At 40.7% G+C, this 26,318-nt stretch carries 17 protein-coding genes and 2 pseudogenes; 2 read left to right on the top strand and 17 right to left on the bottom strand.

Annotated features, from left to right (window positions below; translation table 11 throughout):
* Window positions 1-228: 228 nt before the first annotated feature.
* From VQ071_RS12115 to VQ071_RS12095, 5 genes are all read right to left on the bottom strand, one after another.
* Window positions 229-2,157, bottom strand: coding sequence for a Druantia anti-phage system protein DruA (locus VQ071_RS12115; protein WP_340514253.1), 1,929 nt, complete (start codon window positions 2,155-2,157; stop codon window positions 229-231).
* A 62-nt stretch (window positions 2,158-2,219) separates the two neighbouring features.
* Window positions 2,220-7,766: a DEAD/DEAH box helicase gene (locus VQ071_RS12110; RefSeq protein WP_340514252.1), complete on the bottom strand. Its 5,547-nt coding sequence runs from the start codon at window positions 7,764-7,766 to the stop codon at window positions 2,220-2,222.
* A 7-nt stretch (window positions 7,767-7,773) separates the two neighbouring features.
* Window positions 7,774-8,844 carry a hypothetical protein gene (locus VQ071_RS12105; RefSeq protein WP_340514251.1) on the bottom strand — a complete coding sequence of 357 codons (1,071 nt, stop codon included), beginning with the start codon at window positions 8,842-8,844 and terminating at the stop codon, window positions 7,774-7,776.
* Window positions 8,844-10,685, bottom strand: coding sequence for a hypothetical protein (locus VQ071_RS12100; RefSeq protein WP_340514250.1), 1,842 nt, complete (start codon window positions 10,683-10,685; stop codon window positions 8,844-8,846). Before VQ071_RS12100 ends, VQ071_RS12105 begins: the two co-directional genes overlap by 1 nt.
* Window positions 10,686-10,690: 5 nt before the next feature.
* Window positions 10,691-12,388, bottom strand: coding sequence for a competence protein CoiA family protein (locus VQ071_RS12095; RefSeq protein WP_340514366.1), 1,698 nt, complete (start codon window positions 12,386-12,388; stop codon window positions 10,691-10,693).
* Window positions 12,389-12,960: 572 nt separating this feature from the next.
* Between VQ071_RS12095 and VQ071_RS29300 the strand changes: the two genes are divergently transcribed.
* Entirely contained in the window at window positions 12,961-13,356 is a 396-nt protein-coding gene (locus VQ071_RS29300; protein WP_445293289.1) for a DUF6431 domain-containing protein, read from the top strand.
* Window positions 13,357-14,433: 1,077 nt separating this feature from the next.
* On the opposite strand, the gene VQ071_RS12090 is transcribed toward VQ071_RS29300, so the two are convergent.
* From VQ071_RS12090 to VQ071_RS12070, 5 genes and pseudogenes are all read right to left on the bottom strand, one after another.
* Window positions 14,434-15,915 (bottom strand): hypothetical protein, encoded by a 1,482-nt coding sequence (locus VQ071_RS12090; RefSeq protein ID WP_340514249.1) that lies wholly within the window; start codon window positions 15,913-15,915, stop codon window positions 14,434-14,436.
* Window positions 15,916-15,934: 19 nt separating this feature from the next.
* The gene (locus tag VQ071_RS12085) at window positions 15,935-16,990 is read right to left on the bottom strand and encodes a nucleoid-associated protein (protein ID WP_340514248.1); all 1,056 of its coding nucleotides are present in this window, start codon (window positions 16,988-16,990) and stop codon (window positions 15,935-15,937) included.
* 96 nt (window positions 16,991-17,086) lie between these two features.
* Window positions 17,087-17,299: a transposase gene (locus VQ071_RS12080; protein WP_340514247.1), complete on the bottom strand. Its 213-nt coding sequence runs from the start codon at window positions 17,297-17,299 to the stop codon at window positions 17,087-17,089.
* Window positions 17,300-18,006: 707 nt separating this feature from the next.
* Window positions 18,007-18,461, bottom strand: a pseudogene (locus VQ071_RS12075) (transposase zinc-binding domain-containing protein); the annotation flags it as partial.
* A gap of 100 nt (window positions 18,462-18,561) precedes the next feature.
* Window positions 18,562-18,819: a hypothetical protein gene (locus tag VQ071_RS12070; RefSeq protein WP_340514245.1), complete on the bottom strand. Its 258-nt coding sequence runs from the start codon at window positions 18,817-18,819 to the stop codon at window positions 18,562-18,564.
* A gap of 654 nt (window positions 18,820-19,473) precedes the next feature.
* Here VQ071_RS12070 and VQ071_RS29295 point away from each other — a divergent pair.
* A pseudogene (locus VQ071_RS29295) lies at window positions 19,474-19,566 on the top strand (winged helix-turn-helix domain-containing protein); the annotation flags it as partial.
* A gap of 32 nt (window positions 19,567-19,598) precedes the next feature.
* Here the strand turns inward: VQ071_RS29295 and VQ071_RS12065 are convergent.
* The 7 genes from VQ071_RS12065 to VQ071_RS12035 all read right to left on the bottom strand — a co-directional run bounded on the left by VQ071_RS12065 (window position 19,599) and on the right by VQ071_RS12035 (window position 26,241).
* Window positions 19,599-21,548, bottom strand: coding sequence for a C40 family peptidase (locus VQ071_RS12065; protein WP_340514244.1), 1,950 nt, complete (start codon window positions 21,546-21,548; stop codon window positions 19,599-19,601).
* Window positions 21,549-21,580: 32 nt separating this feature from the next.
* Complete coding sequence (locus tag VQ071_RS12060; RefSeq protein WP_340514243.1) at window positions 21,581-21,988, bottom strand: DUF6075 family protein; 408 nt, start codon at window positions 21,986-21,988, stop codon at window positions 21,581-21,583.
* 72 nt (window positions 21,989-22,060) lie between these two features.
* On the bottom strand, window positions 22,061-22,525 hold the full coding sequence (locus tag VQ071_RS12055) for an RNA polymerase sigma factor (RefSeq protein ID WP_340514242.1): 465 nt from the start codon (window positions 22,523-22,525) through the stop codon (window positions 22,061-22,063).
* A gap of 838 nt (window positions 22,526-23,363) precedes the next feature.
* On the bottom strand, window positions 23,364-23,825 hold the full coding sequence (locus VQ071_RS12050; RefSeq protein ID WP_340514241.1) for a hypothetical protein: 462 nt from the start codon (window positions 23,823-23,825) through the stop codon (window positions 23,364-23,366).
* Window positions 23,826-23,925: 100 nt separating this feature from the next.
* Window positions 23,926-24,786: an IS3 family transposase gene (locus VQ071_RS12045; protein ID WP_340514365.1), complete on the bottom strand. Its 861-nt coding sequence runs from the start codon at window positions 24,784-24,786 to the stop codon at window positions 23,926-23,928.
* 23 nt (window positions 24,787-24,809) lie between these two features.
* Complete coding sequence (locus VQ071_RS12040) at window positions 24,810-25,094, bottom strand: transposase (RefSeq protein ID WP_340514240.1); 285 nt, start codon at window positions 25,092-25,094, stop codon at window positions 24,810-24,812.
* 454 nt (window positions 25,095-25,548) lie between these two features.
* Window positions 25,549-26,241 (bottom strand): response regulator transcription factor, encoded by a 693-nt coding sequence (locus tag VQ071_RS12035; RefSeq protein WP_340514239.1) that lies wholly within the window; start codon window positions 26,239-26,241, stop codon window positions 25,549-25,551.
* Window positions 26,242-26,318: the final 77 nt, after the last annotated feature.

The raw sequence follows: 26,318 nt of genomic DNA, 5'->3' as shown, positions 1-26,318 counted from the left end.
AATATTCACTCGGAGAGAACGACACTTAAATCAGCCCTGCTCCACTACCATCGACAAATTTTAGCGGAGCAAATTTTTGTGAAAATTTAAAAGGACCTGCCCCATAAAGTAAGTTTGGCCCACTTTGCGAGAATTTTTCACGATTTGACACTGTAAAGATCTAGATTTCACTAACGTTAAGATTTTGATTATATCTGTTATGTATCCTACAATCCAAAACAAATCGCATTAATAATCCCGAGTATCTTCTCTCCCCAACAAAAATTTTTCAACATCGAAATCTTGAATCTGTTCAATAATTTTGGGATTTTGTATTCTCATTGACAACCAGCGCTCTCTCCAAAATGCAGTAATTTTTTCTGTCATGAGATGAGGATCTCTTTGATTTAAGTAATAGCTTGGTGTATCCTCTTCCCCTCGCAAGTATTCATAGGCGTTTTCAGCTAATTTTATCCCGTATACTATTCGCTTAAAATTATGATTTAACAAGTGATCAGATGGAAGTCCAAGTACATCCAATCCAGCTCGGATTAACCGCATTCGAGGACTTGTGCCTTCACCGAAAGTATTGTTTACGATACGTCTGCCGTACACCTTAGTGGTTAACTCTGAAAATGCATCCACGGTTTCGTCCGATATGTAAACAGTTCCAAAGCCCTTAGTTACACCTAGCGATTCAAAGCCGATTTTACAAATAGGAGTCTTTTCTCCAAGTGCATTCACTGGGATATGTAGTCGGTTATATTGACTACTCCCCGTTTCATATAGGCTGGTTGTTCCAAGAAAAACCAGATGTGATTGCTTTACTACAGGCTCTCCTTTCATAGCTGAAGCAATAACCGAAACCTGCCGTTTATATTTTTCTTCATACGCTTTTAATATTTGAGGACTCATCATTAACAATGAAGTAAGCTTCCCACCAAGCAAAAAATTGTATGGTGGAACTGCTCCACATACAATAATGTCCATCATATTAGCGCCAATTTTTTCTCTCTTATTGGACTGAAGTGCGGTAGAAATCACTGAACGTCCGCTAGAACTCATTACAAGTTGCTGTAGTGCAGCCAATGGTTCATCTATGTTTAGGTTATTAAAGAATGCTTGTGCCTTAAAAAGCTTTAAAAGTGTTTTAGCTCTTTTTTTTCGGTAAAATGGACTAAAACATACCTCCTTCCACATAGTAGCATCTGCGTTTGATGTAACTCTGGGCGGTGAATAAGATGTGCTTTTTTCCCTCTCTAAAAACCCCTCCAATAAATGCAAGTAATCCTTAACATTTAATAAATCAATGTTTTCATGAAGTAAATCTTGATATTCAATTTCAGATATCGAATTTATAATGGACTGGGTTAGGGAGTTGATCGTTTTTCGAGCTGCATTTTCACTCATAGTATCTACTCGTTCTCTCAAACCCTCTATTGTCCAACCTATTTCATTATCTCGACAAGTTATTTGTACGATACTGCTTCCCAAAGCCGCTATACCTATCACCGGATGATGCTCTTGCGCTAAATCTCTTACCAAAATAAACATGTTTCTTCCGGGAGTCGGCTTATGTGGTAATGTCCATGTCAATCGAAAATATCTCCAAATATCAAGCAGTCTTAACCCAGTCTTTTCATCTCTATCTAAACTGGACTGAATGATTTGAAGATAAGGTTGTACCGCATTAGCCCCATTTTCCTGAATTCGTCCAAGAAGCTCTTCTACGGGCGATATCAAATTTTTTATTGAGACAGTTCTCCCTTTATACTTCCGTTCTTTCTCCATCTTTGATATAAATTTATTCAATGACTCGCTCTCTAATTGTTTATTTCTTTCGTGTAAAAGCGCCCTTCTATACCATTGTTTTGTTTCAACATTTTCTGGTGTAACCGGATGTTGAATACTTGTAACCCCATTATTTATTGTTGGTTCCCAGCCTTGTAAAAACAAATCCCTAAATAACAATAATAAGCTACGATACCTCATCATATCTATTACTTCATTGTTCGGAACGGGAATATTGTCAGATATCCATGCAGCCCTTTCTCGACTAACCGGAATATTCTGTGCAATCTCCAGTATATTATTTAATCGATTTAAGTATTCCTGCGATAATAATGGATGAACTGCAGGCTTCCCATCTATCATATTTCTATTCACCCTGGTTTTCATAATGAAAATGGCACCTCCCACCTTTCGGAGGTGCCCAATTATTTTGATAATCAAACTTTTGTTCAAAATTTTTCTTTAAACTGTTTGTAAACTAAAGACAAATTACGGCTTATTAAAAATTCATTAGCCAGAAACAATTCCTCTTCTGAAACTTGTTTAGCTAGGGGATGGAGCTTCACGGCATCTGTTTCATCAATTAAACTCGGGAACGTCCCGATTATGATATGGCGTCCGTTCCTACTAACTACCCAAGGTACCCGTACACCATTATAACTCATATTGGCTTCACAAGTGTAACTTTCCAATTCCAACAGCCGGATAAGTGGTTCGAGAGATTCACTTTGATTCTCTATATTTGAAATGTCCGGTATTCCCGAGCCTACCATATAACGTAATAATTGAGCTCCTAAATGACGATCCAAATGTGAGTGCCAATACCGATTTTGATAATGGCGAATACAATCCGTGCAAGAACGATCACATCCTTGCGTGCAATTTTCCAACAACTCAAGTGCCTTGTTCAAAACAACGCTCAGGTTCTGACCTGTCTGCTCTGCATACCCAGCACCACCTGCCAGTGAATCAAACATATAAATATCCGTCCTCAGCGTTTCGCTGGGGTCAAGCTTTACAAGTCTGTAGCCAGACTTAAACTCAGCAGGATCAATATCTAATTCTCGACTTGCTGCCAATGAAAGAGCCTCTGATACAGTCCTTAGTGCATCATTTAATATATGATTTGAAATGTTTTGATTCACAGTTCGAACGAATGGTTCTTCAATGTTTAACCGTAAAAGTAATAAATCACTCTTAAAATGGTGTCCGAGAAATACCCTTTTAAACGTACCTTGACATCTCGGTGGTACAGTCACCCCAAATACCGGCTCAACGTAATAGGGGCGATCATGTGATCCAGTGGGCGGTTTCTCTTCCGGATCTACAACCTTAGCGTCTCCACATTTCTCACATACATAAAAGCCTGCATTACTTTCATCATTACCTTTATTTATTGTGACAAGTCGTCGATCCTTTGCTTGAACCGTTAATAGTCTATTACTAATTTTCCTCCAACCTCCCAGATCATCTTCAGATAATGGGAGAGGAAATTGCGCTGTTGTTGCATAGGTTAATTCCTGTTCATCATCACCTTCTATAATAGGGGCTCCCTTTTCTGGAAGGAATACCTCTGGAATTAACAATTCTCCTCTATCAAGTTGACCTTGACATACAGGACATTCATCGCCTTCTGTTTTAAGCGTTTCATCTATATCCCGAACGAAAGTACAGCGCCTACAAGATACATATTTACGGAGATTATGCTGAAAGAGCTTCGCTGCACGGTCAGCTTCAGTCACTTTAGCAGCATTCGCAGTAATTCCTCCTGAACGATAAGTTTTTTTGTCAATGACTACAAGTCGGCCTGGAGCATATTCACTCAGGGCTTGATCAATTGACTGTTGCGGTAACTCTTTAGTAACCACCTTGTAACTATTATTTCCTTTTTCTCGCTTCTCTTCAATCGGGAAACTACATAGACTTGTAGGGAAAGCATAGCTAGGTAAAAAACCTTCATCAAATAAAAACGTTAGCAATTCGTCTCTGCTTGAACTAAGGTCAACCTCCCCTTCATCGTCGTCGGTCTCTTCATCAACTTCATTTTCTTTAGATGATGTATTAAGAATAACTGAATTAAGCTTTTCTATTAGTTCATCTATAAAACCGAGTACACACGCGATTTTGTCGGTAGCAATATCTTCTGGAAGCCACTCAATTATCCTTTTCACTAGAGGAGCAGATGGCTGATAGATCCCTTGCCTAATCCACTCGATGAATCTCGATTTTCTAAACTCACTATCGGTCTCCTCATCAAAAAACTCTGTAACTGATCCCAGAGCGGCCAATAGACTTTTGTTTTTATCAATTTTTAACTCGTCTCTATCAATCATCTCGTGAAAAAACGTTTGAAACAAAAACGCAAACACATGTCTTTTGGCAATTTTGATATTGTTAATCTTGATCATAGGAAGCCGTGGCGCACCAGACACAATTTTTACAGGGTTCTGAAAATAAAAACTATCATGAGGCGCACCTTCAGCGTATGTAATTACTGTAGACAGTGAAGAACCTCGGCGTCCAGCTCTACCCGCCCTTTGCTGATAGTTTTCACGTTGAGGCGGAACATTTCGCAAGCCAACGGCAACTAATGATCCAATATCAATTCCAACCTCCATCGTTGTGGTGCAACTCAAAATGTCAACAGAACTGTCTTCTAGTTCATCTTCCTGATCTAACTTTACATCCTGAAAACGAAGCTCATACATTTCGGTCGAAGCAAAAATTTCACCAGCGTCTTTGTGTGAGAGCTGCGCTGTATGTTCTTCAGCAGTTACGTACTTCGGACGATTTTCTTCTCTAACAGACATCACGACGGGCATTCGTAAGAACCCTTTTCGCGCCTGTATATATTCGTCGGTTTCGGGATTCAGGGTTACGATATCATGGCTTCCGCAATTTATGCAATACCCTCCTAATTTCACAGGCGAAAGAAATGTACAACTATTACATTTGTACCATTCCTCATCAGTGTTAATACTCAAAACCACGTCATTACTGTCAATAACATATGCATCTCCAATTTTGTGACAAAGCCTTTTTCGTAATATTTCTTGAATGTTCGTAATTTCGTCACTGGTACAATTGAAATGAGTCTCTAAAATGTACCGCTGATTATCTCCTATTTTCCCTGAGCTAGTCCAAGAACTTTGTGGATATCCTGCAGCTTTACGCCTTACCGAAGCAGATATAACACTCTCTAACTCGAATGCATAATCGTCTAATATTTCTTCGATAAAATAATTAACCAGTGCTTCGATATTAGACGGAGTAATCTTGTCTGTAATCGCCATTATTTCTTTCTGCAACTTTTCATACGCTAAACTTGAAGGTTTAAGATAACCGACGGTGGCCGCTCGTAAAGAGTATTCTTTGTTACATAGTTGTCGTAAAATGGCTTTATAATAGCTTGACGATGGCCGTCCTCCCCATTGCTCTTCAATAGCAACTCTTAATGAATTCGCATACTCCTCTTTAAAGTCGCGAACATCATGCAGCAATGTTTTTCTATCATCTCCATCAAAAAATTGGAGATTAAACTCGGAAACAACAGAAACAAAAGCACTGTACAATGCATTATTTATTTTAGGATCTCTATTACAAATATCTTTGTATCGAACTGCAGCCAGAACAATCGCCTGCCTGAATGTATCCCATTCTACCTCTCTTGGAATGTCTCTTGCTAAACGAGCTGCTTTTTGTCGACCATCAGAAAATAATAATACCTTTCTACCGCCGTTTGGATACTCACTACTCTCTACACGCTGTGGCGGTTGGTTAAACAACTGAGCCTTTACGAGATTTGCAAAAGGGGCCTCACCTTTTGTTGCGAGATCCATGATTTTACTTCTATTTTTCTTCCACTTTTTTAGACATACTGGACAATGATGAAAAACCCGATCTCCACCGCCAGAACTGCTTAGCGGTTTGAACACTTTAAGAAATCCATCCTGTTTAGGCGGCTCCGAATTCAATAATTTACCAGTAGTGATGTCCAGGAAAACAGGAATACAATTTTGAACATCCCGCTCGTTTGGATTCCCATCAACTAGCAATTGGATTTTGTATAATCGATCCTGCACCTCATCATTCGTGCCTATCACATTTGTAGGTTCATGTAATAAAAAATCGCCCTCATCACCGTAAGTATATCCTTCTATAAAAGCTGTTCCACAGTCTCTGTGAGTCAATAACTTATACACCCTTGCTTTTTTCTCACAAGTACAATTGAGCATAGGCACTGTATGTAACCGACCAAGTATGGTGTCTTCAGCATCTTTATTTAAGCGGTTCTCACAATTCAGATTTGTGCACGCATAAAGTCCTGGAACTCCCCTGAAAAACAAATGCAGCCTAGTCGGCAAAAACACTCTACCATCCGATTCTCTTCTAGCCAAAGCGCCTAATGCTAACATTGCTTCCGTAGCTTTACGAGCTACACTATCTTCAGTACTTGGAAAAAGTGACTGGGACAATTGCCGCAGCGGAATAGCATTTCCGCTTAAGACCTTAATCATTTGTTCGGCCGATCCCCAACCAGTAAGTTGATTAAAAATATGGTTCGAAAACTTATCTAACTCCCCACCTTGAAAAGCTGGCCAATTCAGTCTTTTAGCCACTAAATTAAATGAATCAATTGCTGATTCAAGTTCAACCATTACATTTTGAATTACTGATAAATTCAAACTTGAAAGCGCCTCTGCTTCTTCCGCTGTCCCTTCGGCAGCTCCGAAGCGCGATTCAAGATCGCCAGTAATTAGTTCAAACTGTCTTTGAGTCTTAGCAGTCACCCCAGTTAGTTCGCTTGCAAAATTAATTATTGATCTTTTATCCTCCTCACTCTTCCCCAAACTTGCACTTGTTAATATACATTGAAGCCGATCTCGCTCAATTCCCAAACGAGCCATTAGTCGTCTTATGAGAAAAGCTACCTCTGCCCCGCCAGTTCCGCGATACATATGTGCCTCATCTAGAATTAAAATCAATTTATTGTTTACATCAGCTTCTAGCCAGGTTGTTGTCTGTTGAAAAATTTTTCGTTCGATAGGACGCATCAACATGTATTCCAGCATCGAATAGTTAGTAATCAATATGTCCGGGCAAGATTCTTGCATTTCGTGCCGGGTTAACAATTCCCTATCGTTAGGTTGTGTTTTAAGTCGTTGGCTCCAATTCCTTATGACTCTCGGTTTCCCTTGCCGTTTGCCTGTTTTATATATCTCTTGTTGCTCCTTCTCCTTGGCGTAGAACTTGATAAGATCTTTGCTAGGCCATTTCCCCTTTGCTTTCAATTCTTTAACCTTCTCCATATTTCCAGCATACTTCAAATAAAATTTTTCAAACATTGGTTTAATATGTGCCGTTGTCTTCCCAGCTTTAGGTTCTCCGGGATATGGAGTTTTCGAAGTATAAGAGCCAAACATGACATTTCTATTACGCCCTTGTTTCAAATAATCAGCAACTCGTTCATCACCAAATAATTTTCTAATTCGGCCAAGTTGATCATTAACCAAAGCATTCATTGGATAAAGTAAGATTGCACGGCACCCTGACATTGATGCCACATTTGTCCGTTCGGTTGCCTCTATTGCTAAAGAACCCAGGATTGGCATTAAAAAACTTTCTGTTTTCCCAGAACCCGTTCCTGTAGCAACAATAAGATCTTTCCCCTTTTTTAGAAAGAACTCCAACGCGTTTGCTTGGTGCGTATATGGTCTTGAAAAAACGCTTACACCAGGATGATCTAACTTAGAAACTTGTGTTAAAATATCCTTTGCTGGTTCAGGGATATCAAGAGACTCATATGATGACCCTAGCTCATAACTAGGTGTTGCTTCTATGTACGGTTCTTGGCTTATTTGTCCTAATTCGTTTAATAAATACGATCGTTCTTTGATTAAGCTGTTGTTTTTAATGTGATATGCCGACTCAAGGTATGACAGTAAAGTTTCATGAAGAACTTTTGAAACACGGAATGCTCCGTATGTATCATTCATAATTTAGTCACTCCTTCTGATCAGGAAATCTATAGCCGTACGATTTCATTAATTGTTCAATATGATTTTGAAATTGTTCCGGGACGTAATATTCAAAAGCATTTTTCTTAAAAGAAAAGATCAAAACATGATTTTCAATTGCCCTCGGAAGAGGAGGAGCGACTTTCAAATAAAACTTATTCCATTGTGCCTTTGGAGATGAACCATGATATACGAGTAGGCCAAGCATCAACCAACGAACAGTTTCTTTATCTGTGATTGTTCGTTCTTTTGCTAACCGCCCACGTTTGAATTCACCCAGAAAGTAACTGGTTGAGCCAGTTGTCTTGCAAAGCCAAGTCCCCGATTCTTCTTGTGCAAGAATCAAATTAGGGTTTATCCAAGAATAACGGTTACGATTTCCGAGTTGTCGAGAGCTATTGTATACTTCGAACTCCTCGAAATCTTGAACGCTTTGGCTACCCGATGAGGAAACAAGTTGAACTTGCTTGATTATCCATTCCTCTAAATTCTCAGGAATCCACCCCGTCCAATTAGAATAGTCCTGCCACCACGTACCATCTTCCTTTATAGAAACAGATATTTTTTGATTTTCAATTATCCTACCATATCCAGCAATTCTAACATCGGCTAAAAAATGCTGGATTTCTTCAGTTGCAAGCCCTCCGATAATTGCTGTATACTGACTTCCCAATAGTTTCACTAGTCGCAATGGAGCAGGAAAATAATATCCATTAGGCAACCGAATGGTATCACCAAGTTGTATCAGACAATTTCGAACGGGGCTTATAACGTCATTGACGTTTTGCGGGCTGTCAACATCATTATTTTGCTTTAACTCAGGCCATATTGAGTCAAGATATTTATTCAAAGCATTTTTAAGTCTGCGAAAATGAACTGGTTTTACGCGCTCTTCTTCACCATCTATAGCCAGTTCGTACAAGAGACTCCTCCAATACTCTGCTAAAAAAAGCTCCCTTTGAAACTCAACATTTTCAGGAACTATGACAATCTTATTTGAAAAGATCAGATCAATAATATCCTTTTGGTTTAACAATCGTGGGATGTTCAAGTTCATTACACTTCCGCTGTCATATTTTTTATGATTGCTTTACTTCGCTCATCTAGTTCGACTTCATCAAATAACTGTTCCACATGATCTGGTAATTGCAGCATCATCATTGGTATTAACCACCCAAAATTAACGGATGTAAAGTCGAAAGAGGGGTTCAATTGGATCATTGTTTTGTATGTGACAGCTAAGGTTTTACGCCATAGTACACTACCATGTTCAATTATTCCACTTGGTAATAAATCTTCTAGTTCAAGGTAGTCGTTTATTTCCATCTCATTTCTTGTTAATATATCTGGGTCAATAACTCCAGGGATGTACGGAGTTGTACTCCTATAGCTCCATCCGAGATAATCAGTATTAAATACAGGACCGATATCGAGAAGTTCCTTACTCAGCCCTAAAACTGAAGATCCTTCTAACAGAGTAGCCAAGAGAATTATCGGCACATATTCTTTTCGCAGTCCTAATATGCGTTCAGAAATAAACTTTTTCAAATTTGAACCATAGATTTCGAATGCAGAGCGATTAATACCATCAAAAATAATAACAAGAGGAAGACCACTTGCTCTGGTCTCATTAAGCCAAAATTCAATTCGTTCTTCAGAAACAAGCTCTCCTGTTTTACCGATCGGAACTTTTATTATTTTGATAGCATGACTACTTAAACTGGCGGCACAATATTCAGCAACCATCATGCTCATCGAACCACTGAACATAATAAATTGATTTGACAAGACTGCACAAAGTACTTCAAAAGAAACTGACTTCGCATCAGCTAATTTGATTCCTAGCCTGTTTAAGTTATTTTTCAAATGTGATACTATACTCTCTATAGTTGTGAGTTTGGTCGGCTCTTCTTCGAAAACGATGTTTCTTTCAATAAACGATTCTACGTTCTCTGTTGCCGTGGCATGTTGAATATCTCTCAATCCCCATGCTTTATTCGTTATACTTCCATTCGAATTAATTTCGTTTAGAGAAATTTCAAGTCGAGAATAATTTGAACTTAAATCATTGAAATATCGTTCGTGTTCGTTGGTTCTTTCAACTAAAGACTCTAAACGCTCCGTTAAATGTTCATTATTAGATACTAAACTGGGTAATAATTTCGAAAGTGCATCCATTTCATCGTTTAAAGTTGTTGTCCTACCTTTAACAGCTTTGAATTTATTGGAAATTCGAGTGATCTCATTTTGTACTAATGTGACCTCCTTGATCTCCTGCCGAATTTCATCAATACTGCTATTTAGCATCGATAGATTTCCTTGAGTTGTTTCGAAAAGCATCTTATACAATTCTTCTTGATTTTTAAAGTTTGTTCCCATCCGCTCTTCCAGAGCGTCTAATCTATTCTGTAGTTTTCTGTAATGTTGTGTGGGAGCCAAAGTAACCAGCCATAATGTTTCCATATCTATATAGAAAGGGCTAAACTTCAACCAGGATCTTATAAGTTCTTGAGTTATCTCGCCGGATACAATGCTTTTTAAAACACGTGAATTTTCTTCTGGATCCTTCATCATTTTTCCAATTACATGCTCAAGTTCCTCACCAGTTCGAAAACTCAACAATTTTCTGAATTGATCGTTTGAAGCTGTCCATGACAACCATATTTTTGCAAAAATGCCCCACTCCGCTTCGTTCCACCGATTCATTCTTCTAAAAAACAAATTTAGTCGATAATCCGTGTCCTTTCCTTCACGAAAGCCATTTTGTTTCGGCAGGCTTTTTATTGCATTTAATCGAATCGCCGATGGCATTTGATAAAAAAATTCTTTGAGTTCCTCATGCGAGTAACCTACGATCACTTTCCGTCTATCTTCCGGGTATTGAATGATCTTCATCATTTTAATCAGTCCCAACTTAAATCGTAATGTTTATCAGTTATTGCTCTTAAATATTCGTTTATACTCGCTCTAACATAAGGAAGCATCGAAATTGGAATTAATTGAACTCTCAAAAGTTTTTGTAAAAGCACTTGATCTTGATAATCCAAGTTATGAGTTTTAAATTCATATGCTTTTTTATAAATTTCCAATTGAACCAAGACTTCTTCATGTTTATTTTGTGACTGCAACACTGAGATGATCCACTTCATTTGTTTGCGCCATTTGGGACTCATAGAGAATCTTTTTTCATCAGTCAAATCAATGGGTGAAATGTCCAATTTTCCAAAACCACCTGCATCGATATGAACACACTGGCTGTCCTGTCTTAATAACTCATTTAGAAATGAAGCTTTTTCCTCAAAAAACTCCATACTATCTGACTTTACTATCCACTCAACTGATTGATTGCCGCTAACCTTTATTTTTAAATCTATGCCTTCCGGCAAGTCTATGTCAGTTAATCTAAGTTTGTTTAGTTGTATTTTTCTGAAGAAATTTTTAGCGTCTGCACTATGTAAGCTACACGATTCTTCATAACCAACTTTGTTAATTCCTCGAAATACAACACCCTTGATTTTCTGGATATTCTTTGTACTATCTATGCATATTAACCTCAAAGCTCTATCTACATCGTCATCTAGCCAAATATCAGTTTTCCCCAGGGGTAGTTTTCCGATTGATAGTAATATTGGATTTTCACCATCTCCTAGATGACGTATCCTTTTTTTCTCTTCCAAACTCCCTATGGAAATCTCTGACCATTTTTTTGAGCCCTCTTGACCTACGATAGCAATTACCACATCTGTAGTCGGGGATATTACATTTGCTTCTTGGTCGTTCAGACGTTCTGGAATTGGTGCCACTAATTTTATTTCTGGTAAGGAGTATACAGTGCTTCTATTTAAATATTTTTCAACCCACAGTTCCCCATGTTTATCATAAACATCTGGAAGTTTCAATAATACTCCCGACCAATTTCCTTGATCTTGCAGTCTTGAAAAAGCTAAGTTCACTGGAAAGTTCTGAAGAAGTCTCACCGTATTATTATTCCATATCAGAACATAGGACATCCCCCATTGTAACGGTTGATTATCTGTCACCCTCCGACCACTTAATCGAGAATAGTGAAATACCGTAGGGATTATATCGTCTAGTCCTCTCACAGACTGCCCAAGTTGTCTCTTCCATTCGGCATCAATTTGTCCATTAATCAATATCCTGTAATCATGCGATTGTAATCGGATACGAATTCGCTTTCCATTTGTTTGTATTGAATTGAGCGGTATTATTCTCTCACCTTCCCAAGCAAAAGGAATTTTAAGAGAGACGTTTCCATTATTCTGTCCTAATGTAAAGGGAATCTTTATATCTAGCGTCCAACGTTTCTCTATTACATTTATGTAAAGTTCTAAAAATCTTTTAATTGGAATGTCTTCTGGCTTACTTTCCTCAACCTGGCTTGCATAAATTACTGGGGGGGTGTACAACTCACAATTTATATTGGTCTGCCCCGAAACATGTGCAAAATGAGGAATCCGTTTCTTACCTTTCCTTAAAAAAGCGTCTTTCTTGCATCGAGGACAAAGATAACTTTTTCCTTTATTTGCATTTGGTGACGAGGCATGGACATGTTGTTTATTAGCGTCTAAAGCCCATTCCATCACATCACACCTCACTCCAAAAATAAGTCTTCGTACCTAAATAATTAATTCGACAGCAATTGGTGCATTCCTCCAAAATTAGAAAAATCACTCCTTACAATTGCAAGAGATCCTCTACTGTCACTTAAATATTTTGGTCCAGTAACAAAGTCCTTGTAACATAGATCGACAAAAAATTTCAGCCTCAGTGAATGATTTTTCAAGCGAATTCTGAAGACGAAAGACAACGGTAGCAGCGGTTTTTGCCTTACATTCGTAGGATATCGATATAACATGCGATGTTTGCGGAAATACCGCGTATCCATTTGGGAGCGAACGAAAATATTTTGATTGTTGATTGGGGGGATGACTGTTCGCAGTATCGTGAAGGGAATGAACGTTCTATATGGAGGCGCCTTTTATATCGAACGAAACAACAACGCGCCTAAAGTTCTGCTATCATGAAATTGTCGTGCTAACAGCCAAGCCAATTCGATCCAAACGTTATCGAGTGTTACATTAAATTTTCATTTCCCTGCGCCCTCTAGAATCGTCTTTATGAAAGGGTCTGCCACCTGCTTTCCTTCATTTTGATGTATTCCAACATAGCTTGCAATAATTGCATTGAATGTCTCCATACGTGTTTTGTGAAGACGTTCATCCTTGGTGACATATTTTATTTGTACGGAACTCAATCCCCTGCCGTAAAGCTTAGCTGCGAGGATTGCGGATGCTGTCTGCATAAGTATGGACGATATATACGGGCGATTGCGACCAAATCGGAAATCGTACAGAATCCGATTTATCGCCAGCTTTGCCCTGTTTGCGGGAGGACGATCTCCATACTACCTGACTTTCTGGTGCCATGGGCTCGATATACCACATGGATCCGAGAATCTGCTATACTCGACGGCAGAACGGCTTCGCTTGGCGCCAAACGGCAGAGCGCGCCTTCGCCACATCCGTCCGTTGCAGCCGACGGACTTTGAATCGCTGGTGACAACGGTATTTGTTAAGAGCCTCTTCAGTAGCTCTTTGGATTGCAGGGCAGATCGCCTATTCGGGTTTCGATGGTGATCTGGTCCGCAGTTATCCTTCCAAGATTGCTCCCAGCCAATAGATACGCTTATATGGCTAAAGCAACTTCTATCCGTTCATACTCCCACAGCCTCATGGAGGCGGGGGTATTGGGCGTCGTTGAATACCCGGTTGCCACAGCCGGGCCGGTTATAAGATGACGGCCTTCCCGCCGTCAAACTGTGTTTAATCATTTGAAATTACCCCAAAAAATCGTGGTGCTCTGACGTGGAAAATTTCCAGCACAGTAGACATGGTTTACATGGAGGGGCAGGCATGATAGGCTAGCTTGCCTCTGCGAAGCCCATGGCTTCGCCCTTTCGCAGTGAATCATGCCCGTAGAGGCTCCATGTCAACCGTGTCGCCATTTCCAGCTACAGACGATTTTTATGGGTAACCTAACATGATTTTTTGGGGTAATTTTGCTTGATAAAATACACGTCAAACAGCCAGACAAACGCAACTCGCCGCCTGAACGCCTGTCGAAAGGCTTCAATAATCGGTGAACTGACCCGAATCCCACAAGATATGCCTCCTCCTCAAGTCACAGGCTGGTATGAGATACTCCCGTAAGACTGACTGGAGAGGAGTTTTGTCATTGGGTGCGCTAACAAGGCAGCAAGTGGCCAACTTTCGCTATGGCCTGATCGCGCCGCTGGTCAGCCAAAAGCTTACTGGCGCAGCATGTTATCTTTCGGCACAATGAGGTCATACAGCGCCGTATAAGGGCTGAATGCAAAAGAAATTTGAGGCTGGAACATGATATTCGTCCCTTCAGCGTGTTACTTTGATTATACAAGAAAAAAGGTACAGTTCCTCGAATTTCAGGGAGTTGTACCTTTTCAACTAAAGGGACTTTTTCAGTGGCCCCTTAATCCCAACACGATATTTTTGTCGCAAATTATAAAATAAGGTGCTGGTTCGCTGTGAATACATAGATTAGTACCTCCCAGCACTCAATATACACAGGCTTTTCTTAAAACTCTAATTTATGGCGTTTGAATGTATGTACTCTGGGATACACTTGTGTTGCTTACAGTTCCAGGTTTAACAGTGGCAAAATATCTATCAGGTATGAATAATCCTGCTGCAATTAACACAATCATAAGGCTAACAAGCCATATTGTTAAGTTTCGGTATCTCTTCGAATAGTGTTTAACACCTTCCATGGAAGGCTCTATGTACGTCTTTTTAATGTCCGCTACTTCCTTATCATCCAAAACCACAAATTCTGATGTGTAATCATCATATAATTTTATAATATCATCGGATTTTTTCCGAATATAATTACTGTTTATGAAATAAGAAATCGCAAAATAGATACAATGAAACGCGAAAGCAACAAGCAAAAACCATCTCTCGCCTCTTGATAATCCAAGTGCCCCGGAAAATACAGCTGTGATAATGCCGATTAAGGATGTATTAATATATGTTTGAAGCTTATCCGCTTCTCCCCTTAAATCAGAGGCAAACTTATGAGCTTCTTTGATTACATCTTTACGCTCGCTGAAGAACTTTTTAATACTGTCCTTTATATAAGCAGAAAAGTGGCTTGTTATCGTTTTAGATATCTTTGGCAACAATTCATCGATTTTTTTTACGGTTTCATCGCTATTTAAATACAACGTAAGTATATTTCTTGATATCTCAATTTTGTCGGAGTAATGCTTTTCTTCATGTGAAAATCTATAAATGTTATAGAGAATAGAAGCGTTTGTTGGTGCAAAATTATTTTCGAGTTCAATCTCAGTATTCTTATGACCTCTGATTGTAATTTTCCGATCGACAATCTTATTGGACAAATGAAGAAGCGAAGAATAAAATAAATTTGATTCGTGCCATAATTTCAGTTTTTCATCAATGTTCTGAAAATAAAAAAAGTGTGGGACGGGTAATCCTACGGGCAATCTTGAAGTTTCTTCTCTGATTTTAATCTGACGAGCACACTCTACCTTAGTTTGATCAGCCAAGTCACTTGCACTATGAATCACACAGCCATTGAGCGGTTTGAGAAATAGATACTCATTTTGCGATTCAGCATCAACTGGAAGATGAACAACAACAGACTTTTGCCCGTTTACCTTTGTGAAAAAATTAAAGTTTGTCGTATCAAATGCCTTCGCGAAGGCATTCATGGTGAAAAAAATAAACACATTTTCATCGGGTTTAAATTGTAGTTTTTTATTGATACTAATCTTGAACTTAACACTTTTGGTTAAATCCAATATTCCCTTTTCCCGATAATCATATGCCTGCGTAAAATCAAAAAGTTCATCCTCGTATCCAACTTCTAGACTTGCGGTTAAATTTTCAAGGAGCCTCTTAAAGGGTTTCGATAACTCAAAGAATTTCTCTAAAGTGGAGGAGAACGTAAAAGCGGCTAAGTCAACATCCTCTGTGCTGCTTACTGTAGCAGCATTTTCCGAATATTGAGTTGTCATTGCTAAAATGTCCTTTAGCAACTGATTCATAACCGCCGCGCTCCTTTATTTATTTGAATTTTTGTTTCAACTCGACACCTTTAATTCTAATCACTGTAGTTTTACTTCCGTCTTCTTCATCTTCATAATCGACAAATACGCTGTGATCTTGATAGCTTACCGGGAACTGAATTTTAATTTTATTGTTGTTATCAGCAAAAAAAGCAACGGTTTGCTTTTTATCCGCTGTAAATTGATAATAAGCATTCTCCTTTTCGATAAACAGTTTTTGCTTGAATGATTCAATTTTTTGTAACCGATCTGCTTCGCCGGGGATGTATGTTCTGAACAAACTTTCCAGGTCGGCTTCTAAGTCAACTTCCCGTCCATCCTGGAGGATGTTATCAATCTTGTAGTTGAACTCCAAGATTTGCTTAGGTTCGGTAACAATATTTTCAGCCACGCCAAACTCGCTAAGCTTTTTTCCGACCAGTTCTGTCATAGCTTTATCGTTAATAGATACTTCTGCGCCTAAGAAAGTCTTTAAGAAGAATTTAGACACTTCTCCTGTAAGCTGTTGCTTGTCCAACACGCGAAGATGCATCTCTTCTTCATAAAGGTTTTCATCCAACTTAATAAAAGCACATTTATGAAGCTTCTCATTAACGCTCGGCAAGATATCTTCTTGTACTTTAAATTGATAATTGGTCAGGTCCAACTGTATAGCTTTATTCGGGTCCATTTTTAAAATTGCTAAATATTCAGTTGAAGTTCTGGTATCAAGATATTGTATGAAAATTATTGTCCCTGAACTTGTTGTCGAAGCCGCATCCATTGCATTGAACAACAACTGTGTCATGTTTTTGCTGTTATCGATGAATAATTTATCGTTGGTTAAGTCAGAAGCGATTTCGATACAGTCAACCAATACGGAAGCATGTTCTTCGGTAAAAGTGCATGTCTTTATTTGTTTCGCAACCAAAGCATTTTCGATGTGGGAGATAAAAAAATCCCTTACTTCCTGTGGGATTGTTTGAAGAGGCATTAATCTATCGAAAGTTGTTGGTGCTGTTTTAGTTAAATCGATTCCATGTGTGATGAGGCGTTCCAATGTTAGGTACGACAAATGAAAATCCCCTTTTGGCTGAAAATAGGAAAAATATACTTCAAATTTACCATAGGGGGAGAGAATAATATACAAAAACTTGATTATCTAACTAGCTCAGGATAGGTTGTCGTTTCGACAGTGCGCTTGGAGGTGTTTGGCATCGAGAACGGGGTAGGTTCCGCCGATGAACACCTTAACATTGGAAATGACAGTGTGGAGCCATTTCAGATGAACCGGATTCGCAGCTAAATCGCATTTTTTCGCGACGTGTTCAAAGCCTTCTTTGGCCAGAACTCGGTAGGACTTGTAGCCATCGCTTGCGATCATCGCTCCTTCTTAAATATACTTTTTGCAAAGTCAACAAGCATCGTCCCTTTCACGTCAGGGATGACTTGCATTTTTAGGTATTTAAGGAAGCCCTTCTTGTCGAACGAAAGAGCCACCAAAACGGGAGTTTGTTCCGTGCCGCTCTCGCGCTTCCCCCCCTTCCATGGGCGCTCTAAAAAAAACTTAGTCAAGCTATACAATGCAGGCAAGCGTATAGGAGGCATCACGATCGCTCATCGCCTACGGATCATATGCTCCATGGTCCAAACAGTCTGATAAGCGACTTCCAGTTCCGTAACAAGCTGGGTTGCCGAAACGCCGCGTTTATCGCGGCCGATCAAGTAAATGGCCCAAAACCATTTGAGTAAATCAGTCCGTGTTTTCTCAAAGATTGTGTCGGTGATCACCGTCGTTTGATGTCCGTAACTTACGCATTCGTAAAGCGGGAGCTTCCGTGTCTTTGATTTCGTAAGCTCACGTGCGCTGGCATTTTGGACAGCAAAATCCTCCGGGCCGTTTCATCTTGAACAAATGCTGATGGCAGTCCGATTCAGTCTTAAATGTCCTTTGAAATTACATCATGCTAATCATTTCTTGCTGTGCCATGCTCGTTCGAAATCGAACGTATGTTTGCATTTAGTATACCAAACATCAGTTCGCATGTAAAGAGAAACCTAAGCTAACTTAACTAAATAATCAAATGCAATAGAACCAAACGTATGTAATCCGGCAATGATACCGGGTGTCACCCGATGCTTCTTCTCGAAAAACTCATTTACAATTCGTACAGCTTCGTCCATGAATTCATTTAACAAATAACGATGCTTAAGAAACACATCCCGCAGTCCCTCGTCTATGGTCATCACGACATGACGATGATTAACTTGAAATACCTCTTCCTCTAACAACCGGCTCCATTCTTCCGTTTCACCACAAGAACAAGTCGTACAGAATCGGCCTTTACAGCGATAAGGAACAAGCCGCAGGTCATGGCACCCTTCGCAGACCAGCAACTTAAATCCGTTTTTCGGATTTCCGCAATCACGAAATTTAGCTACTTCTTTCAGTACGTTTGCACGTACCTTCCCTTCATGCTTTCGCACAAATTGATCCCAGTGGCCTCTTTCGTCGAACAAATACGCTTCAGAATATTCGGCTCCATGTTCCAACTGTACCAAACAACAAAAAGAGCGTGAAGACCTACTGCACACCCGAAAAGTTATAAATTCTATAATGTAAATAAAGCGGGTAGAGTACCCGCCTTAAATGGCTTCGTCGCTGAGTCGGATATTGGATAGTCGACCTTTAAACTCGCAAACCATGTCCCAGGACCCTTCGGCTTGCACTAATTCTTCGTTGTTAGGCAATCTGGGATTCAAATAAGCATAAAGAAGTTGTTTTGCAAGTTCTTCATCGTTCCCGGCAGAGGAATATTGCTCTGTCGCTTTCTTTTTCATCTCTTCGTCAATAAGCACATCGCAACTAATTACTAGCTGGGCTTGTACCTTTCGTTTTTCCATAGAAACACCTCATATGTTTGCTTTTACTGATATGTATTCCGGCGGTTGTGCTTTTAACCCTGACGCTTTACTGTTTATAACTCCATTACAAGCCGGAATGTTCCTTGAAGAAATTCTCCAAATAAGAATGAGTCCTGTATAAATGCTGTTCTCCAAAATTACATTCAGTGGCGAGTTTATTCAGCCGTCATCTGCCATTTTAAATAGTGGAGTGCTCGTGTGAATTATCATCAATAATAAAGCGAATTCGATAATGATGCTCGGCTATTTGTCCAGGGTTAATAACCTATCGAAATCATAACGTAAAAAAAGACCGGCTGTAAGCAGTTCTCTGGCGAATATATTTGTTATGTTCGAGACTGAAATCTGCAATTCGAAGGTCACCGCCTAAATGTTGAATTGCGAGCATTACAACAGTCTGTTTGTCCTTGTCACCATCCGAGATGATTTTGATTTTAAAATAAATGGTCACGTAACAAAGAACTTTGTTTGACTCTATGAACTGAAAATTGGCCAGTTCAATATTATGTTCAATTTTTCCTCTTGTCTATCTGCAGTAATAAAATTTCTCATATCTTCATTTTGGACAAGAATTAATATCCCAAAACTCAAAAGGAAAATAAAGCACCGCGGGACACCAGGACTCCCTCGCTCGTATCGGAATGGATTAAGCGGGAGTTAAATGTTGCGATGAACGTTAGAGGCATTAGTGCGATGCTCAAACGAATGAATTTCAGCTCGATATAGGATCACAATTATTGATTCTTGATTTATTCTCCTCATTTGGCCGCTGCTCTTCCAAACATCACCTGCTTATCCGAATCGAACAGATTGCGATACACCACCTGCCCTCGACTTGAGGAAGCGTCTACAACCTTGCCATTCCCCGCATAAATGCCAACGTGGGTAATATCCATAAACCTGCCATTACGCTCGTAGCTCCAGAATATAAGGTCACCCGGAACTAAATCCGCCGCGCTTACTGTCAGGCCATTTTCTACGCTAAATCGGGCCTGTTCCGCAGCGGTGCGTGGTAAGTTGATACCAAGTTGCCGATAAACCCACTGAACGAGATAGCTGCAATCTGTAAAGCCGTCCTGTCCAGCCTTCGGCTGACTGTATGGGTCACCTAAACGAGTCAGCGCCAATTTGACAACTTCGCTGCCGAGTTCTCCCTCGGGCAAATGCTGTCCAATATCCGCAAGCTGCCCAGGCGTCAAGCTAACATCCGTTTCCTTGCCCAGTATCGCAAACATGAGTGGTCGAAACTCTCCGGACATCATTTCTCTCATAATGTCCATCTGTTCATCCGTAAAGTGGTAGGAAGCAGCCTGCTGCTCCGCAGTTTTGCTCGTAACGGTAATATGCAATATATGTTCATAGCTGGTGATTGTCTCTTCGCCGGTGGTCCCGTCTTCATGCTCTACTGAAACGGTTTCCGTATGTTCGATCGTTTCAATATGGGATTCCAGTTGATTCATGTCCCAAAATACCGATTGAATGATTCCAATCCTTGTTGCATCAAGTGTGGCTACATCCATTCCGTTTTCTGAATCCATGACGGTTTTCACAGCAAAAACTGCTACAATATCCATCCAGTTATCAATTCGCGTGTTGTCCGCGCTGCCAGGGTAATCAAACTCTACCCGATCTACATCATCTGCAGACTGCTGTATTTCTGCCAATCGGTTGGAAAACTCAGTCTCCACATCTTGAACAATTCGGGAAAGCGGCTTTACTTCAGCATCCGTATTTTCGCCAGAAACAAAGATACTGAAAGGAGAGGAAATGATAGCAGCTATCGCCATAACAATGCACAGCAGTACAATAACGGTACTGCTGATTCCCAGAAGCGCAGCGACGCCTTTGACAAGTAAAGCGACTGCTTTTACGACCATTTTTATAATCCGAAGATTTAATCGGGCAACAGCTTGTGCCCTTTGGAGAGAGCGGCGACCAGTAACCGCCATCTGTACAGCCCGCTGCGCTGTCCTTGCATTATTCATTTCACTTTCTGCTTGATGACCAGAACGGCCTTTAATCTGCCCTAGCCGTTGCCCCGTTTTTATAAATGGAGATAGTGTTTTGAATTTCCAGTCCTTACGCTTGATTGTAAAGTCTGCTCGCTTGTACCTAGCGGAAGGAATTTGGGATGACGGTTGCCTGGAATACCGCTTCCTCAAGGGTTCGGACGTTGATGCTTTTAGACGATCTATGCGTATGGGTACAGAACGAGGTGCTGCAGCGGCAGATGCTCTCTTTTTCTCGGCTGGTTCTTGATGCAAAAGCCGGGCATTAGCCCGGCTTCGTATAAAACGTTGTTGTCCTGATGGATAATTAGATAAGAATGAATATCTTCCATCTTCAGTCTTACGGACATGCAACTTTTGAACAAGTCGTAATTGACGTGCCGTGGGTTTAGCAGCAATGACAACCGGATTTTGCCCCGCTGCTCCATTATCCTCTGATACTGCTCTCTTTTTTTGAACAAGCTTTATCGCATTTTTGCCCGCAATCGCGCTTATTCCGATTTGTGCGCGTACCGTCTTTTGCGCAGCCGATGCAGAATGGTGCTGCGCATATTCATTTGGAGATTGAGAATCCGTCTTGTCCTTGTCTCTGTGCTGTTTTTTGCGTTCATTCATCTGATTGACACGATCCATCAAGTTCGGTAGCCTATTCAAATGTTTAATGTCTTTCATAACCGTTCTTTTTTTAATATCCTTCATCGTCTTATCCCACCCCCGTAGCTGGTCGCCATTCAGCGAATTTTTTCGTTCAAGCGCTTGATACTGCTCTCCTTGCTTCGGCAATAATCCGGATAACGAAGGCGAATCGCTTCAAAAAAATAAGGAGCGTAACTGCAATCGAATAATTCGTGAGGCGTGGAGCAGCGTTCTCCATCTTTTTCTGTCCAACCATTCCATAAATTAAAAGCAAGCCTGCACACACGAATAGAACTGCCAGTCTGCCACGGGGCATTTATACCACTTGGTTTAATGCCTCCATTAGAGAAGTCAAATAAGTCCCGGATATGACTCCGAGCATCCCGGGAAATGCCCAACGTGTAAAAAAGCGCCCGATGATAGCCATCGTTGCAGTTCCTTTCATCCAGCATTCGATAATAGAAGTTTTCATGTTCCGTATCTCGGAAATGGATCGGATTCATGATTATCAGCCCCTCTCATGGAACATAGGCGGCTGGCTATTGCCAGCCGCCGCCCTACATAGCTCCTATCAATCAGTTCATTTGGGCAAACAAATCGGACCCTTTGGGCTTGACACCATCACTTTTTTTAAGAAAATGCGCCATTTGTTTCAAGCCTCTTTGGATAGACTTACGAACGGCCCGTTCATCGACATGCTCCGCTTTGGCAATCGAGACTTTGTTCATGCCTAGAAAAAAGTGAGCATAAATTCGTCTGGCGGATTTCTCTGGCAACTGGCACATAGCCTCATAAAGTTGCTGTTGGGAAAGTCTGTGCTCGTAAACTTCCTCCGATGAAAGCGAAAGAAAGAGAATATCCTGCTCAATACCGTCATTTCGATCAAGCGAATAATATGCCTTATGGCGATACGTGCGCAGTTTGTATGCACTTTCATCCAGGTCGAATTGACGCATTTCTTGCGCAACTTCGTCGTCCACCTCAACCCATACATCCGTTTTAATAAAGGGATACATATCCCGTAAGTTAATTCTTTTCATATTCGTCCCTCCGTTTTGGTTTGTTTGGCAAACCAAAACGGAGGGAGGTGAACGACAGCCTAAGCTCCCTTTGCCTTTATTGATTTTGTATGAAAAATAAAAAAGACCTTGCTGCTCAGCATTCCAATGCTGATTTGCAGCCAAGTCTAAAAGTATCGTTCGTTGAGGTACTGTAGGACTATCAGGGTTCGAAATTTTATGCCGCAGGGGCACATAATATCAACCTCCTTCCTCACGTAGCAACACCATTGCGAGTAAGAGGCCTATCTATTATGTATTGGTGTTGCCCGACGAATTAAGATGACTTGTCTCAAAGGCCGTTAACAGTAATCCCTGCAATAGATAGCACTTTAGTTCGTTCAGAAAATAAAGAGAGCGCCATTTTTCATTTCGCTGATCACAGCAAAAAATGAAATGGCGCTTGATAGGCAACAATGGAATTAGGAACATCAAGTAGCGAGTAATTGTAAATCAAATTGAAACTAAGAAATCATTTTCCTCCCTTCGTATAAAGTCGTCATTAGCAGAAACATAAAAGGAAAACGACAAGTATTCCATAGTCTTAAAACAATAACAGAGTATCATGAAATAAGTGCAAGTCGGGTGCACTTGTTGTGCAAAACGAGGGCAAATCAAATGCAAAGTTCGGTACATGCTTGGTGCAAAAATAGTGCAAACTTCTTCGCCTTGATAAAGTGTGACGGTCGGGTTATGAAGAAAAGGAAGAACGAGCAACGAATATCGGGGATTAAAGCAATTCCGGAGTTATATGGAGGATACACGTACTAGGTGCGCAAAAAATAGAAGATGCGATAGCATCTTCTTATACCGGGGATATTTAATCTTCTCCAAAAGAATCAAGTTCCATCAGGGCCTCCCGATCTTTAATCTGCTGATAGACTTTATGCAAGATTCGTTTCCGATGATAAAAAAATGCACGACGTGAAAATGCTAGGCGATCCATGATAGCTGGAAGCGTCAGTTTATCCAAGTATCGTAATCGAACGAATAATTTTTCCTCTACCGTCAGCACAGAAAGAGCATAATCCATTAATCCAATTCGCGATAATAGCAACGGGATTTCATACTCTGTAATCTCTATTCGATGAATAATCGTTCGCAACAATGGCTCTTTATTCCTACTATTGCTATGGTTTACCCACTCATGTAATGCCCTTGTTAATCCCGGGATATGTTTAAGCTCAGATTGTGTATACTCCAGCTTAGCTTTCAAATCTTTATAGGACACCAGCCATGCTTCGACTTTCTCGTAGGGAATAGGCTTCTGTGCAAGATTCATAAGCTACCCTCTCCAACTCCAAAAGCAACTCCCCTTTCACATGGCACTGGAGTTGTCAAAAAAAGTGCAGTTTGAAAACACCCTCATACAGAAATCCTTGCTAAGCTGCTTGTGACAGCATTCTTTCGCGATAAATAGCTGGGGGCCAGCCCCCTGGATTAGAGGTGTAGATCCGCCGTCTGTTGTAGTAGACCATGATGTATCTGAAGATGATCGATTGAATATAGGTCATCGGATAGCGTTCCGTGTTGATCTTGTACAGCTTCTCTTTCTTTAGCGTAGCAAAAAAGCTTTCCATCCTTGCGTTGTCATAGCAACGCCCTGTGCCGCTCATGCTTTGAATGGCATCTCGTTTAGCCAGGCTCTTCCGGAATGCATGGCTCGTGAATTGGCTGCCCCGATCGCTGTGATAAATCATTCCGCGAGCATTTCTCGCTCTACAGGCGTTCTCAAAAGCTTTGATGCAGAGTTCTTTACGCATATTGTCGTCCATGGCGAAACCTACGATCTCTCCGTTAAAACAATCCAGCACGGCGGACAGATATAGCTTGCCATCTGAACAAGGGACTTCGGTGATATCCGATAACCACTTTTGGTTAGGTGCTGAGGATTTGAAGTCTCTCTGAATCAGGTTCTCGCTCTTTTGAGCTGCGGCATCCTCGCGCGTAATGCCGTTTGGATGACGCTTCGCTTTCTTCAGCAGCCCATGCTTCTTCATGATGCGATAGACGGTGCTGTAGCTGGTCGTAATCTCTATCTGTGACAGCGCCAGCAGGATACGTTGGACGCCGTAATTACGGTTGTCTTCATGTTCTCCAATGATGTCTTTGATTTTGACCAGAAGGCGTTGTTGCCGCTCCTGTTTGGGCGTGGGCTTCAAGCTACGGTAATAGCCCGATTCGCTGACAGCAAGTACCTCGCACATCATCATGACGGGCCATCGATCCCGTCGTTCACGGATGTACGCATAGAGCTGACGCGCTTTTACCGCTTCCGGTCTTTTGCGAAAAAACCGAGTGCGTCCTTGAGAATGTCATTGGCACGGCGCAACTCGCCTATTTCTTTTTCTAATTCGATTTCACGCGCAGTCTTATCGGCAGAAGTGAGTCCGCTCCCGGTATGCGCCCCGTCGCCGTGCAGGATTCTTTGCTTTCTCCATCCCTGCAAAGTGTAGTAGGCTACGCCTAACTGCTCGGCGGCTTTCCTGGGGCCTATCTCATCGCTCAATCTGACTGCTTCTTCTTTAAATGCCTTGTCGTATCTGTTCATTGTCACTCGTCCCCTCGTTTGCTTTCATTTTATTTCATACGAGGGTGTATTTCGACTGCATTTTTATCGTAGCACTCCACACCTGAATGAATTTCATATCAATACCTACCAATAGACATAATTCACGCTCCGTTTCCAATTGATCCATGACGATCATCCCTTCATTGTTAAAGTGGGGACAGACACATCATTTAGTAAGTTTAAGCCATCATCCTTTACACGGAATGTGCCTGTCCCATTATTGGTTTACTTCAGACATGATTCTCCGACAACATTCCCCAAAGTTCACTTTTTTGTCCACCACCTTTGAAACGGGACATTTTCCCTAATTTCCCGGGATTACCCTCCATTTTACCTACTATTGATTCGACTGTGGAGGGTGATTTTTTTGTCACCCTTTGCCGACATTGATATGTCGAAATTCATCGAAATAACCGAGAAAAAATCCCTTACTTTAATGTAAATCGTAAAGCCCTCTTCGTTTCGCCTTCTCAGCCGCTTCTCGAACTGATCGCGTACCAAATTTCCCTGTAATATGCCGCACATGAGATTTCATTGTATTTGGGGCAACCCCAAGTAGCTCTCGAATAATCGACTGACGATAGCCCAGACCCACAAGTTGCAGAATCTCTTTTTCTGTAGGTGTAAGCATCCAGTCCAATTCTTTTCGCTTTATACGCCCTATTTCATCGCGAATTATTGCTGCGACATCCGCATGAAGGGAGGACTGTCCGTAATGTGCCTCTCTGATTGCAGTAGGTAGACTTGGGTAATTCGTTTTTGAAATATAATTGACTGCACCGGCTACAATTACCTCAACCATAACTTCCGGGTCATGATTTGAAGAACAGACAATAATCGGCACTGCTCTCTTTCTATAAATCTCAGCCAAAATATCTATTCCGCCCCTTTTGGATGAGTTCAAAATAACATCCATAACGATTACGTCAACGTCCAATTGTATACTTGCACGAATCGCTTCTTCTTCTGTGGATACGATATGGAATAAATTAATATCCGGTTCAGCATTGATTATCATGCTAAGTCGTTGTTGCCATTCAGAGTCACCATCTGCCAGTAATACTTTTATGTTCTCATTCTTCCAACGACACGAACCTTCTATGGGAATAATATTTTGAACATTCAAAAAATCACCTCTTGTATATCAAAAAAGGCACAGCCTCTTAATGGCTATGCCTCATTTCGTCCTAGAGTGTTCTAAAA

Origin of the sequence: Cohnella sp. 56 (assembly GCF_037963805.1) — a bacterium.
GTDB lineage: Bacteria > Bacillota > Bacilli > Paenibacillales > Paenibacillaceae > Cohnella.
Note: the sequence above shows the minus strand (reverse complement) of the source record. Positions and strands in the feature narration are given on the sequence as shown.